Annotated in this window: 7 protein-coding genes; all 7 read left to right on the forward strand. The window is 37.7% G+C overall.

Annotated features, from left to right (window positions below; all coding sequences use genetic code 11):
• The first annotated feature begins 191 nt into the window (after window positions 1–191).
• The 7 genes from H6A61_RS02665 to H6A61_RS02695 all read left to right on the forward strand — a co-directional run bounded on the left by H6A61_RS02665 (window position 192) and on the right by H6A61_RS02695 (window position 14,373).
• On the forward strand, window positions 192–3,290 hold the full coding sequence (locus tag H6A61_RS02665; RefSeq protein WP_204390717.1) for a SusC/RagA family TonB-linked outer membrane protein: 3,099 nt from the start codon (window positions 192–194) through the stop codon (window positions 3,288–3,290).
• A gap of 21 nt (window positions 3,291–3,311) precedes the next feature.
• Window positions 3,312–4,859, forward strand: coding sequence for a RagB/SusD family nutrient uptake outer membrane protein (locus H6A61_RS02670; RefSeq protein ID WP_204390719.1), 1,548 nt, complete (start codon window positions 3,312–3,314; stop codon window positions 4,857–4,859).
• Between the two features lie 99 nt (window positions 4,860–4,958).
• Complete coding sequence (locus H6A61_RS02675; RefSeq protein ID WP_204390721.1) at window positions 4,959–7,010, forward strand: MGH1-like glycoside hydrolase domain-containing protein; 2,052 nt, start codon at window positions 4,959–4,961, stop codon at window positions 7,008–7,010.
• A 14-nt stretch (window positions 7,011–7,024) separates the two neighbouring features.
• The gene (locus H6A61_RS02680; RefSeq protein WP_204390723.1) at window positions 7,025–10,276 is read left to right on the forward strand and encodes a glycoside hydrolase family 2 TIM barrel-domain containing protein; all 3,252 of its coding nucleotides are present in this window, start codon (window positions 7,025–7,027) and stop codon (window positions 10,274–10,276) included.
• A gap of 44 nt (window positions 10,277–10,320) precedes the next feature.
• On the forward strand, window positions 10,321–10,602 hold the full coding sequence (locus tag H6A61_RS02685) for a LysO family transporter (protein ID WP_204390725.1): 282 nt from the start codon (window positions 10,321–10,323) through the stop codon (window positions 10,600–10,602).
• Window positions 10,599–11,201, forward strand: a complete 603-nt coding sequence (locus tag H6A61_RS02690; RefSeq protein WP_204390727.1) for a lysine exporter LysO family protein — start codon at window positions 10,599–10,601, stop codon at window positions 11,199–11,201. Before H6A61_RS02685 ends, H6A61_RS02690 begins: the two co-directional genes overlap by 4 nt.
• Window positions 11,202–11,211: 10 nt before the next feature.
• Window positions 11,212–14,373 (forward strand): glycoside hydrolase family 2 TIM barrel-domain containing protein, encoded by a 3,162-nt coding sequence (locus H6A61_RS02695; protein WP_204390729.1) that lies wholly within the window; start codon window positions 11,212–11,214, stop codon window positions 14,371–14,373.
• Window positions 14,374–14,391 lie beyond the last annotated feature (18 nt).

The raw sequence follows: 14,391 nt of genomic DNA on the forward strand, positions 1-14,391 counted from the left end.
TTATCAGCACATTAAAAACTACAATGTAGATTATTACCATATATAATAAATTACATTGTAGATATTTATGAATATCACATTTCTTGTTTTAACACCACTAGATTAATAATTTTGTGATAACGGCAAAGGTTAATTATTCATTTAATAGCCTTTACCATTAAACATTATTATCTAACCTTAAAAAAACACAAATGGTGAAAACAAGAACTTATTCAAAAGTAATGCAACTAGTGTTGCTATTATCTTTTATGTTTCCTGTCTTGGGTTTTGCCCAAACTATCGAAATTACAGGAACAGTTTTAGACAATTCTTCTACGCCTGTCATTGGGGCTAGTGTCCTTGAAAAAGGTACAACAAACGGTATTATCACCGACTTCGACGGTAAATTTAAACTCAGCGTATCCAAAAATGCGACTTTATCAGTATCTTATGTTGGCTATAAGCCACAGGAAATTCCTGTTAACGGACAAACAGTATTTAATATAACATTAAAAGAAGACAATGAATTATTGGATGAAGTAGTAGTTATTGGTTACGGTACACAAAAGAAATCTGACGTTTCAGGTTCTGTAGCTTCCGTTTCAGGAGAAAAATTGTCTAAAATACCTACTGCCAACGCAGAAATGGCACTTCAGGGAATGGCTCCAGGACTTATGGTAAACTTTGGCAGTGGTGCTGCCGGTTCTTCAGCCTCACTACAAGTACGTGGTGTGACATCATGGAAATCAGATGAAACAGAAAGTGGAGAAAGTAACGGACCGTTGGTTATCATAGACGGTGCTCCGGGAAACATGTCATATCTTAACCCAGAAGACATAAAATCAATATCAGTATTAAAAGATGCGGCAACTGCCGCAATATATGGTGCACGTGCAGCAGCAGGTGTTATCCTTATTGAAACACACAGAGGTGCGACAAACACAAAACCTAAAGTATCTTTTTCTGCTTACTGGGGTATAACAGACACTCCCAAAAAGTTGCCTGTTTGTAATGCGGAAGAGTTTATCAAAGTACGTAAAATGGCTTTGACTAATGCCGGTACACCTGAAGAAGATTGGCCTGTATATATAAAAGAATACGAAAGAGATCCAAGTCAATTTGCCGATACAGATTGGCAGGATGAATATTACCGCCGTGGATTTACACAAAAATACAACGTTGGTTATACAGCTGGAAGTGACAAATCAAATATCTCATTATCTGCTTTCTATTCTAACACAGATGGAGTTGCCATAGCTACAGGAGATGAAAAATTCGGTTTCAGATTAAATTCAGATGTAACTATCGGTAAATTCAAAATGGGAGAATCTGTAAACTACAGTAAATGGAATGCTGAACTAGAATCTAATTCAGGATTTTCATCAATATACCAGATCACAAATATGGAACCTTTGGCTCCACTTTATGACGAAAATAACATTGGCGGATATGGTGGTGCAATCAGTGGTATGGGTATGTCAGATGCAGGAAACCAGATAGCTTACAACAAGTTACTCGACAATTCACAGTCTAATGACTATATTGCAGCATCAGGATATTTACAATATGAACCTATCAAAGGACTTGTTTTAAAATTTAATGCAAGCCGTAACATATATTTCGGTAAATTACATCAGTTTACTCCAACATACGAAATTGGATCTTTGAAAGTGAACACCAGAGCCAGTTTATACGAAGAAAGGTCTCAAACTATAAACGACTTACTTGAATTTACAGCTAATTACAACACAACCATAAAAGAAGATCATAACCTTTCTGTATTGTTAGGTCTGTCACAGGAAGAAAACAAATATGAAGAGATAAGTTCTTATGGTGAAGTATTCGAAAATAACGAACTGGACAACCTGGGTCACGCACAAGAAAACTATGCTGTTGGTGGATATGAAAGCCGTAGTGGATTACGTTCTTTATTTGGACGTCTGAACTATAATTACAAAATGCGCTACATGGTCATGGCCTCATTCCGCTACGACGGTTCTTCACGTTTTGCCGAAGGAAACAAGTGGGGATTCTTCCCTTCTATGTCATTAGGATGGAACATTGCAAACGAAGAGTTTTGGGAACCATTTAAAGAAAAAGTATCAACATTTAAGTTCAGATTAAGTTATGGTGGTTTAGGAAACCAGCAAATAGGTCTATATAAATATATTCCTACGTTAAGTTCAAACAATAACACTCTAAACTATCCTTTTGGAGGTCAAAATACATCATTAGGATATGCAATAACATCATTACCATCAAACAATATAAAATGGGAAACAACATACTATAAAAACATAGGATTAGATGTAAGTTTATGGAACAACAAACTAGAACTTACAGCAGAAGCATACATTAAAGACACACACGATATGCTTTCAAGCAAAGATATCAGTTTGTGTACAGGATATGGTTCTATCTTAGTAAATGATGGTAAACTACGTACAACAGGAGCTGAATTTCAGGCTATATATCATGGAAATGCAGGAGATTTCAAATACGACCTTGATTTAAACCTGTCACACTATAAAAGTGTTTTGAAAGAAATGGCTAATCCTGACTACTTAGATGAATATGGTGGTGCAATCCGTACATATGTAGGTGGTGAAATCGGAGAATTCTGGGTATATAGAACTGCTGGAATATTCCAAAACCAACAAGAAGTGGATGAATGGAACAAAGAACACGGTTACAAAGACCAAAATGGTAACTGGCAAAAAATGCAACCTAGTGCAAAACCTGGTGACATAAAATTCGTAGATCAGAATGGTGATGGAAAATTAGATACAAACGACAAAGTTAAAGTGGGAAGTGGTACACCTAAAGTATCATTAGGTTTCAATGTCAACCTTTCTTACAAAGCTTTTGATCTTGTCGCTAATTTCTACGGAAATTTCGGTGCAAAACGTTATAATTACACTAAATACCAACTTGAAAGAATGGATCAAGTCTTCAATTACGGTAAGAATTGCCTTGATGCATGGACACCGGATAATACAGATACCGATATTCCAAGAGCAGTGTCAGGTGACCCAAACAAAAACTCAAGACAATCAGACCGTTTTGTAGAAAACGGAGATTACCTTCGTTTGAACAACTTGCAAATTGGATATAATCTTCCTGCAAAATACTGCAAGAAAATAGGTCTATCCAATCTTAGAATATATGTAGGTGGTACTCGTTTGTTCACCATAACTAAATATACCGGATATGATCCTTCTACAGGTTCTGCAGCAGGACGTATGGGATTTGATTATGCATCAGTACCATTGAGCAGAGATTATATGATGGGTATTAAATTTGGATTCTAACAACTTAAGACTTATACTATTATGAAAATAAAAAACATTATATTATACACAGCACTTATTGGATCAATGTCATTAAGTTCATGTGCTGACTTTTTAAATGAGGATATTAACCCGAATGAATTATCACCTTCAGTTTTTTGGAAAAGTGAACAAGATATACTTAAAGGGCTTACATCTGTTTATGCAGCATTACAGCCGAATATGAACTGGGCAATACCTTACGAACGTTACATTGTTATTGATAATTACAGAAGTGATGAAATTAAATATCGTGATGACGTTACTTCATGGATGGATATTGCTTCATTCAACAACGATCAAAACAATTCTGTAACAAAAGGAGAATGGACAAACTTATATAAAGGTATTAACTATGCAAATCAATGTATAGACAATATCCCCAATGTACCAGAGACTAATGACGATATAAAAAAACTTAAAACACAGGCTATAGCCGAAGCACGTTTTTTAAGAGCTTACTTTTACTACAGACTTTATCTCAATTTTGGTGAAAAAATTCCTATTTATAAAACACAGATAAAAGGAGAAGATTCAGAATTTTATCCAGAACAGGCAAAAGAAGGTGAATTGGTTCAATTTATTGAAACTGAACTTTCCGAAATACAGCCTAGTTTACCGGAAAAATACGATACAGAAGAAGATAAAGGACGTGCTACACGATATGCAGCTGCAGCAATCCTTGGAAAATTCTATATGTTCAGACATGAACTGACAAAAGCTGAAGCCGAATTCAAAAAAATCATTGATCAGGAGAATACTCTATTCAAACTAACAGAAAACTGGAATGATAATTTTGACGGACTTCATAAAAATAATTCAGAATCAATATTTGAAGTACAATTTACTGGTAATACAACCGGAGATCATTCCGAATATAACTACATAACATTACATCTTGCAACAGATGTTATAGGTGGATATGAAGAAGCCTATCCTTCTGATTGGATATATGAAGTCTTAAGCAACGATAAGACATCGACAGGTGAATATAGTGTACGTACATTGAACACTATAATGATTGACGATCCTGGCTGTAAACCTTGGTATTACGAAACAGGTAAAAGCTATAGTGACTATCATAAAGGAGGTAAAAAATATTGGAAAAAATTTGTAACATGGGAAGAAGGTATGAGTCCATATTGGGATATGAGTTTCTTCAATATACCTATAGTACGCTATGCCGACGTATTATTGCTATATGCAGAATGTCTGAACGATAGAGGAGCTACAGATGATAATGGAAAAGGTGCTATTGATTATATCAATGATGTACGCAGACGTGCAGGAGTTCCTGAATTGGAAGCACCAATGGGTAAAGATGAAATACTTAAACATCTTCAAGATGTAGAACGCCCATGTGAACTTGCACTGGAAGGTTCAAGATGGTACGATCTGGTACGCTGGGGAATTACGGAACAAACACTTAAGGATCATAACAAGCAACTTGTTGAGAATTATGTTGACACCAAACACAAGCTATTCCCTATTCCACATCAGGAATTCCTTCTTAATCCGGATTGGGAACAGAATCCTAACTTCGGTAAGTAACATAAACACATTCTTATAATACCTATATAGCGAAGAGATTGGTCTTTGATTAACTCTTCGCTATATTATAATTAAGCAGACTTTAAAACTATCAAATCCATGAAAATCATAAATACAATAGGAATTTGTAGTACCGCACTTATTTGTTCTTGCAATACTCCTACTACAAACACTTCTTTTCTAAATGAACAACAAAAAGATTTCCCAAATCTAATCAACATAAAGAATGTTCCATCCGAACAGCATGAATATGATTTGTACTTATTTTCTGACCTGGGCGCATGGAGTGGTTATGCTCTGCCTGAAAATGAAAGCAGCTATAATGCCGGAGCTTTTATCGGTCCAATGGTTATGACGGGACGCGGATGGCTGGCACAATCACTAGCAGAACCCGATTTATCTATAAATGGTAAAAAGTTCGACTTTGCCCGTAACATCCAGACATCTGAATACCTACCGGGCAAGCTCATCCAGACATATAAGAATGGAAATCTGAAGTTTGTGACAGAATTATGTTTTGCAACTTCGCGTTCAGCTGTAGTTCGTTCAACAATAACAAACCTGACAGAAGCTCCACTAAATATATCACTCAAATGGAAAGGCGGAGTATTCGAAAATACTGCGAAACTGGATGCCAAAGATAATCAAATAAATATTTTTTATCCATTCTATAAATATGGAACAAAAGAAAACGATAAACCAAAGACCTCACCAGTTGACAATGTTAACATTTCAATCAGTTTCAATACTGCCGAGAATGTAGTAACCAACGGAAAAGACAGTCTTTTTGTCAATGAAAAAAACAATTATACATTGGAGCCGGGAAAACAGTATCAGTCATCATATATAGAAACTCTTGTATTAAAAGATGAAGATATTAATAAAGAAAAAGACTGTTTATCAAATATATCCATAGATGAATGTTTCATAAAAAATGAAACTAGATGGAACGGATATATCACAAAGTTAATGGACTCAGACAGCCCGTACATGAAAGAAAATTCATATCGTAATATAGCTGTCAAAGCAATGATGACATTAAACTCAAACTGGAGAAGCAGCGCCGGAGACATCTTGCGCGGATGCAGTTTCCCTTCATATGTAGGTTTCATTGGAGGATGCTGGTCATGGGATGCATGGCAAATAGCATCCGGAAATGTACTTTACAATCCGGAAGGAGCCAAAAGCGAAATGTTAGCACTCTTTGACTATCAGGCTGATAACGGCATGGTTCCTGACTTTATAAATTACAACAAAAAAAGAAACAACTGGAGAGACAGTAAACCACCTGTTGCATCATGGGGAGCAATGAATGTATATAAGGCAACCGGTGACAAGAAATTCCTTGAGGAAATATTTGACAAACTCTATAAATTCCATAACTGGTGGTATAATGACCGCGACCACAACAAAAACGGTATTTGTGAATACGGTTCTACAGATGGCTCACTTATTGCAGCAGCATGGGAAAGCGGAATGGACAATGGCGTACGATTCGATGACACAGAAATCTTGAATAATGGACGTGATGATGCATGGTCTATGAATCAAGAAAGCATATGTCTAAATTCATTCCTATACATAGACAAAAAAGTGCTTGCTGAAATGGCCTCGATTTTAGGCAAAACTGACATTGCCGAAAAACTTAACAAAGATGCCGAATTCATAAAAGAATATGTACAGAAAAATATGTATGATGAAGAAACCGGCTTTTTCTACGATGTAAAAATAGATTCTGAAGAAAAAGTAAAAGTAATGGGAGCCGAAGGATGGTTACCATTATGGGCTGGTATAGCAACAAAAGAACAAGCTGAATCAGTCAAACAAAACATGATGAATGAAAATCATTTCAACTCACACCTTCCTTTAGGCACTCTTGATATAAGCCACCCGGCATTACGTCCTACCAGAGGTTATTGGAGAGGTCCGGTATGGTTTAATCAGGTATATTTTGGCATTATAGGATTAAAGAACTATGGATACGAAAAAGAAGCTGACTATCTAACACGAAAATTTATGAATAATGCACAAGGACTCATGACGGACGGCCCAATACACGAAAATTACAATCCTCTGACAGGAGAGGCTCTAAACGCACCTAATTTCGGCTGGTCATCTGCATTGATTCTTAAACTCTTGGTTAACAAATAAAAGATATATCCGATATGAAACGAATTAATATACTGCTCGCAGTAGTAGGACTACTAAACATGCCCGCTATTGCACAATCTCAATACGACGGAGCTCCAATGGAAAAACAATCCAACGCTCTCAAAGAAAACATCACAAACAAGGAAAGCGTTAAGTCGAAATATCCAAAATCAGAAAACGATTGGGAAAATATGGATATTTTACACATAAACAGACTTCCGTCTGCTGCTTCCTTCATGTGGTATCCAACCAGGGAAATGGCCATAGCAGGAAACAAAGAAAAATCTCCTTATTATCTTTCTCTGAATGGAACTTGGAATTTCAAATATGTTCCACGGTACGATGAAAGACCTATGGATTTTTATAAAAAAGACGCTGATCTGTCCAATTGGGACAATATTAAAGTTCCGTCAAACTGGGAACTGCAAGGTTTCGGCTATCCTTTTTATATTGGTGCAGGATATGGTATCAAAAAGAATCCGCCTCTCATAGCTGTAGAGAATAGTCCCGTAGGAAGTTATAAACGTACATTCACTATTCCTGACAATTGGAAAGACAAACAAATAATTCTATACTTCGGAAGTGTAGCTTCTGCATTCTATGTATGGATAAATGGTGAAAAGGTAGGATATTCACAAGACTCAAAAACTCCATCAGAATTCGATATTACATCATATGTAAAAAAAGGTGAGAATCAAATAGCTGTACAAGTATTCAAATTCAGCGACGGATATTATCTTGAAGATCAGGATTTCTGGAGAATGGCCGGCATTCAACGCGATGTATATGTATATGCCCGTCCGAAAACTTTCATACGAGATTATGAAGTTGTAACGGACCTGGACAAATCATATAAAGATGCAAAATTCAAACTATTTGTTGAACTTGGCAGTATGAAATCCGTTCCACAGAGTTCAACTGTAGAAATAGAAATATCAGACCTGAAAGGAAATAAAGTTTATAAAGAACGTAAACAAGCAGCAAAGGGTACAAAAGAAATATCTTTTGAGAAAGATATCAAATCTCCTTTATTGTGGAGTGCAGAATCACCAAATCTGTACAGAATGAATTTATGTCTTTCCGTAAACGGTAAACCGCAACAATATATATCGCAATATATAGGTTTCAGAAAATCTGAAATAAAGCATGCCCAATTGCTGGTTAACGGAAAGCCTATTTACATAAAAGGTGTAAACAGACACGAACACGACCCTTATAACGGACATGTAGTAGATGAAGCATCTATGATAAAAGATATTATGCTGATGAAAAAACATAACATCAATGCTGTCAGAACATCACACTACCCTAACGACCCACGATGGTATGAACTATGCGACATATATGGACTTTATGTAGTAGATGAAGCCAATATAGAAAGTCACGGTATGGGATATGATAAAGACAAATGTCTGGCCAATCAGCCTGAATGGGAAAAAGCATTTGTTGACAGAACAGAAAGAATGTTTGAAAGAGACAAGAACCATCCTTCAATAATAATATGGTCGTTGGGCAACGAATCTGGAGAAGGCTGTAATTTTGCCACTACCTACAAATGGATTCACGACAATGACCGTTCAAACCGCCCGGTACATTCTGAAGATGGAATTAAAGGGCCCAATACAGATATTTTCTGCCCTATGTACAAAAAAATAGACGTGCTTATAAACCACGCCATATATATGCCTACAAAACCTCTGATTTTATGTGAATATGCACATGCGATGGGAAATAGTGTAGGAAATCTTCAGGATTACTGGGATGTAATCGAGCGTTTCCCATCACTGCAAGGTGGATTTATATGGGACTGGGTTGACCAAGGTTTAGCAGCAAAAGATGAAAATGGAAATTTCTATTGGGCTTATGGAGGTGACCTGGCTCCTAAAGGAACTCCAAGCACTGCGAATTTCTGTATGAATGGCTTGATATGCGCAGACAGAACCCTGAAACCACACATTCATGAGGTAAAGAAAGTTTATCAGAACATAGGTTTTAAACTTCTTGATTATTCTTCAGGACTGATAGAAATTGAGAATAAATATTTCTTCATTAATCTTGACAATTTCAATTTTACTTGGGAACTTGAAGCAAATGGCATTAAACTGTCAGAAGGTAAACTAAATGACATTAAACTTGAGCCACAGAGAAAATGCGTAGTGGAAACCATTTTACCTAAAATAGAAATTACGCCAAATACTGAATACTACCTGAACATATATGCTTCTGTAAAAGAAAAAGACGGATTGGTTGATGCCGGTGAAATATTGGCTTCCGAACAATTCAAACTTCCTTTCTATAAAAACGAAAAGGTAAAAGAGGCAGAAGGAAAAATAGAATTTTCAGAAAACAGCGATGCTTATGAATTTAAAACTGAAAACGGAATATCTATCAGTTTTGATAAACAAAACGGTGCCTTATATTCATACAAGGTAAACGGAATAGAGATATTGAAAAACAGCATTACTCCAAATTTCTGGCGTCCTGTTACAGACAATGATATGGGAGCAGGTCTGCAAAAAAGACTTAGACCATGGCGACATGCAGGAAATGAAAGCAAGTTAATATCAATTGAGCACAATTCTTGCACAAACGGCTCACATACAATTAAATCCCATTATAAATTACCTGTAGGTGACTCTGATTTCTACGTAAAATATAATATTTCTCAAAATGGAATAATTGATTTAAGCTGTAACTTTGCAGCAGGAAACGACACATTACCACTTATGCCAAAATTAGGGCTGACATTTACTCTGCAACGACAGTTCGAAAATGTTGAATGGTTCGGCAGAGGTCCTCACGAAAACTATATTGACCGTTATACATCTGCATATGTAGGATTGTATAAAGGGGACGTAACCGAACAATTCTTCCTGTACGACAGACCTCAAGAAACAGGAAACAAAATAGATGTCAGATGGATGAGTTTGAAAGACCAATCAGGAAAAGGTATAATGGTAATAGGCGAACCGTATATAAGTACCAGTGTATATCCTTTCACTAACGATGATCTGGATGAGCCGGGCACAAAGAAAAGCCAGCGCCACATCTCTGACATAAAAATGAAAGACTTGATAACATGGAATATTGACTTTAGACAGATGGGAGTAGGTGGAGATACCAGCTGGGGAGCTTTCCCACATCAACAATATTTAATACCTGCTTCAAATTACAGTTACTCATTCCGTATTTGTCCTATATTCAATAACAACGAAAGTTGTAATGATATATACAGGCAACATGACAATTATGGAAGACGTTTATAAATGCAATTTTAAAAGCAATTATATAGTATATTAAAACATTTATTATGTTCACAGTCATTGGAATAATGTTCGGAGGAATTATTTTAGGCTATGCAATTAAAAATTACCGCCTGAAATTCCTAAGCTCTATCATCACTACTCTAATTTGGGTATTACTTTTCATTCTGGGTATAGAAGTTGGAAGCAACCAGCAAATAATAAACGGGCTGGCCACTTTGGGACTTGAAGCTATTGTCATTACTATAGCAGCCGTCCTTGGCAGTTGTGTGGCGGCATGGTTATTATGGTATGCACTATATAAAAGAAAGAAAGGAGGAAAAGCATGAAAGGAAGTCTGATAATAGTAGGTTTTTTCGCGTTGGGATGTCTCACAGGATTATTCAATCTTGTTTCATTCAATATTGCTGAAACAGACATAAGTTTTTATGCTTTATGTGCCCTTATGTTCAGTGTAGGGCTAAGCATCGGTAATGATCCGCAAACTATAAAGAACTTCCGAGAATTAAATCCAAGACTGGTCTTTCTACCGGTAATGACAATACTGGGAACATTGGCAGGAACAGCTTTAGCCAGTTTCGTGTTGACACACAGAACTATGGCTGAATGTATGGCTGTAGGTAGCGGTTTCGGCTATTATTCGCTATCAAGTATATTCATAACCGAATACAAAGGAGCCGAACTGGGAACTATAGCCCTTCTGTCAAACATTACAAGGGAAATAATAACTCTGCTGGCTGCGCCATTACTGGTAAGATGGTTCGGCAATCTGGCTCCAATATCATCAGGTGGAGCTACAACCATGGATACCACACTGCCGATCATCACAAGATGCAGCGGACAGGAATTTGTGGTGGTTTCAATCTTCCACGGATTTGTGGTTGACTTCAGCGTTCCTTTCCTTGTTACTTTTTTCTGTTCTATTTAAAACTGATATCATGAAGAAACTATTTATATACTCAATACTGTCGTTTACTGCTTTTACTTCTTTTGCACATTCGGACAAGCCTTGGCAAAATCCTCTTGTGAATGAGATAAACCGCGAACCTATGCACGCACATTTCATCCCATACACAAGCGAAAAGGCTGCCTTGAACCAGATATTACTGGATGATGTGACAAGATTCAATGTCAATCCGAAGATAGAAAGAAGAATTTCGCTAAACGGCACATGGAAATTCTTATATTCAAAAAACAACAATGAGTGTCCAGCCGACTTCCACAAGCCGGGTTACAACACCAGAAAATGGAAAAACATTGAAGTACCTGGCAGCTGGGAACTTCAAGGCTTTGACGCTCCTATATATACCGACGTATCATATCCTTTCCCTACCAACCCGCCTGTACAGCCGGAAGACTATAATCCGGTAGGAGCATACATAAGAGAATTCTCAGTTCCTGAAAACTGGAACGGAATGGATATTTATATCGACTTTGAAGGAGTGGAATCCGCTTTCTACTGTTGGGTGAATGGAGAACTGGCAGGATATAGCGAAGATAGCCGTCTGCCTGCGCATTTCAACATCACCAAGCTTCTGAAAAAAGGGAAAAACAAACTTGCTGTAAAGGTGTTCCGTTTCAGTGACGGTTCGTATATGGAAGATCAGGATTACTGGAAATATAGCGGTATAGAAAGAAATGTTTACGTCTATGCCCGTCCACACACCAGAATAAAGGATTTCAAGCTAAACGCTGACCTTGTGAACGAATATAAAGACGGTGATTTCAGTCTTGATGCCATAGTAAATTCTCCGGTAAACGGAAGCAACGTAACCGTAAGACTTCTTGACAATACGGGCAAGGAAATTTTCACCTCAGAAGAAAAACTGGAGAATGAAAATGATACGCTTATCAGCATCAGAAAACAATTTAAAGATGTTTTGCCGTGGAATGCCGAGACTCCAAACTTATATACTTTGGTGATTACTACATCTGACGGACAAGGCAATTGTCTGGAATCGTTTGCCCATCCTTTCGGTTTCAGAAATGTAAGAATGTTCAACGGTATGCAATTGATAAACGGAAAAGCCGTTCTGTTCAAAGGTGTGAACAGACACGAACATGACAACGTGAAGGGACGTACCATAACTGTGGAAAGCATGGTTGAGGATATCAGACTGATGAAACATTTCAATATCAATTCTGTCAGAAACTGCCACTACCCTAACAACTATGCATGGTATTATCTATGCGACAAATACGGCCTTTACATGGTAGATGAGGCTAACATTGAGAGTCATGGAATGATGTCGCACAAGGATGAAACTCTAGCCAACTATCCTGATTGGGAAGGTGCATTCATGCAGAGAATGAGCAGAATGGTTATGAGAGACCGCAACTTTACATCAATCGTTACATGGTCGCTTGGCAATGAGTCTGGATATGGCAAACACTTTGAAACTATATACCACTGGACAAAAAACATTGACAAGACACGTCCTGTTCAGTACGAAGGTGGCGGATATGACAGCGTGAGCGACATTTACTGCCCTATGTATGCCAGAATATGGTCTTTGAGAAGACATATCAACCAGCGTGACGCAAGACCTATGATTATGTGCGAATATGCTCATGCCATGGGTAACAGTGTGGGTAATCTTCAAGATTATTGGGATCTGATATATAAATACGACCAGTTGCAGGGCGGATTCATATGGGACTGGGTAGATCAGACATTCGCAAAGAAAGATGAAAAAGGAAACAATATCTGGGCATATGGCGGCGACATGGGATATGCCGGTATTCCTAACGACTCTAACTTCTGCGCCAACGGTCTGGTTGCTTCGGACAGAAGCTTGCATCCACACATCTGGGAAGTGAAGAAAGTTTACCAATATGTACATTTCGCTCCTGTTGGCTTCACTAAAAACAAGATAAAGGTAACCAACTGGCATGACTTCATTTCATTGGATAATTACGAGCTGAAATGGTATGTAGAAACTGACGGAAAAAGCATTGAAAGCGGAAGTATGAAAATGCCTTTCTTGGCTCCACGCGAAAGCGGTATTGTAGAAATACCGTTCAAGGGATTGAATGCCGACGGAAGGGAATATTTCCTGAGACTGGAAGCTGTTACAACAAACAATTCGCCATTGGTAGAAAAAGGTCATATAGCTGCCATAGAACAATGGAAACTTCCGGTTGATATGCCTGAAATGAAAACAGAAAAGCTGAATGGCAATCTGAACATGAACGACAACAATGAGGCTTATAATATCAATGGTGACAATTTCAACGTTTCATTCAGCAAAGCAAACGGTGAAATCACATCACTGGTTTATGGCGGAAAAGAATTCATAAAAGAAGGTCCGTGTCCGAACTTCAGACGCGCATGGACAGACAACGATGTAGCCAACGGTGCTCCTGCCAGATGCAAGATATGGGACAATGCCGGCAAGGATAAAAAACTCATGAACATAAAAGCTGAAAAGGATGCAGCAAAGAATATCATAGTAGTAACAGCCGAATACTCTTTGGAAGAAACTGAATCAGAGCTAACTACGATTTATAAAATTGCACCAAACGGAGCGATTAACGTTACGATGAGCTACAGAGTTGGAACAAAACAGCTGCCTGAAATTCCACGTTTCGGAATGAGAGTGGTTATACCTGCCGAATACGAACAGATGACATGGCTGGGAAGAGGTCCTCATGAAAACTATATAGACCGTAAGACCGGAGCTATGATAGGATTGTACAACGCCGGTGTTTGGGAACAGTATCATCCTTACGTAAGAGCTCAGGAAACAGCAAACAAATGTGATGTAAGATGGAGCGCATTCCGTAACGACAAGGGTGAAGGTATCCTGATCAAAGGTGAAAATCCTATGAACATAAGCGCATGGAATTTCCCGATAGAGGACATTTCTTATCGTCCGTTCAACGTTGAAAGAAGACATGGCGGAAGTATCGAAAAGAAAGATATGGTATGGATTAACATTGATGATATAAACATGGGTGTAGGCGGTGACAATACTTGGGGAGCACAAGTACATCCTGAATATACCATCACTCCTGAGGACAGAAGCTACAGCTATACTATTGAGTATATTCCAACGGGTAAAGATCCTGTAGAGATGTCTCACAAAAAATGGTTTTAAAACTGAATAAAAAACAGA

This window comes from Bacteroides caecigallinarum (assembly GCF_016901995.1).
GTDB classification, from domain to species: domain Bacteria; phylum Bacteroidota; class Bacteroidia; order Bacteroidales; family Bacteroidaceae; genus Phocaeicola; species Phocaeicola cellulolyticus.

Excerpts from the sequence above, each read along its gene's own strand:
- H6A61_RS02665 (WP_204390717.1), top strand. The coding sequence starts at position 192 with ATGGTGAAAACAAGAACTTATTCAAAAGTAATGCAACTAGTGTTGCTA.
- H6A61_RS02670 (WP_204390719.1), top strand. The coding sequence starts at position 3,312 with ATGAAAATAAAAAACATTATATTATACACAGCACTTATTGGATCAATG.
- H6A61_RS02675 (WP_204390721.1), top strand. The coding sequence starts at position 4,959 with ATGAAAATCATAAATACAATAGGAATTTGTAGTACCGCACTTATTTGT.
- H6A61_RS02680 (WP_204390723.1), top strand. The coding sequence starts at position 7,025 with ATGAAACGAATTAATATACTGCTCGCAGTAGTAGGACTACTAAACATG.
- H6A61_RS02685 (WP_204390725.1), top strand. The coding sequence starts at position 10,321 with ATGTTCACAGTCATTGGAATAATGTTCGGAGGAATTATTTTAGGCTAT.
- H6A61_RS02690 (WP_204390727.1), top strand. The coding sequence starts at position 10,599 with ATGAAAGGAAGTCTGATAATAGTAGGTTTTTTCGCGTTGGGATGTCTC.
- H6A61_RS02695 (WP_204390729.1), top strand. The coding sequence starts at position 11,212 with ATGAAGAAACTATTTATATACTCAATACTGTCGTTTACTGCTTTTACT.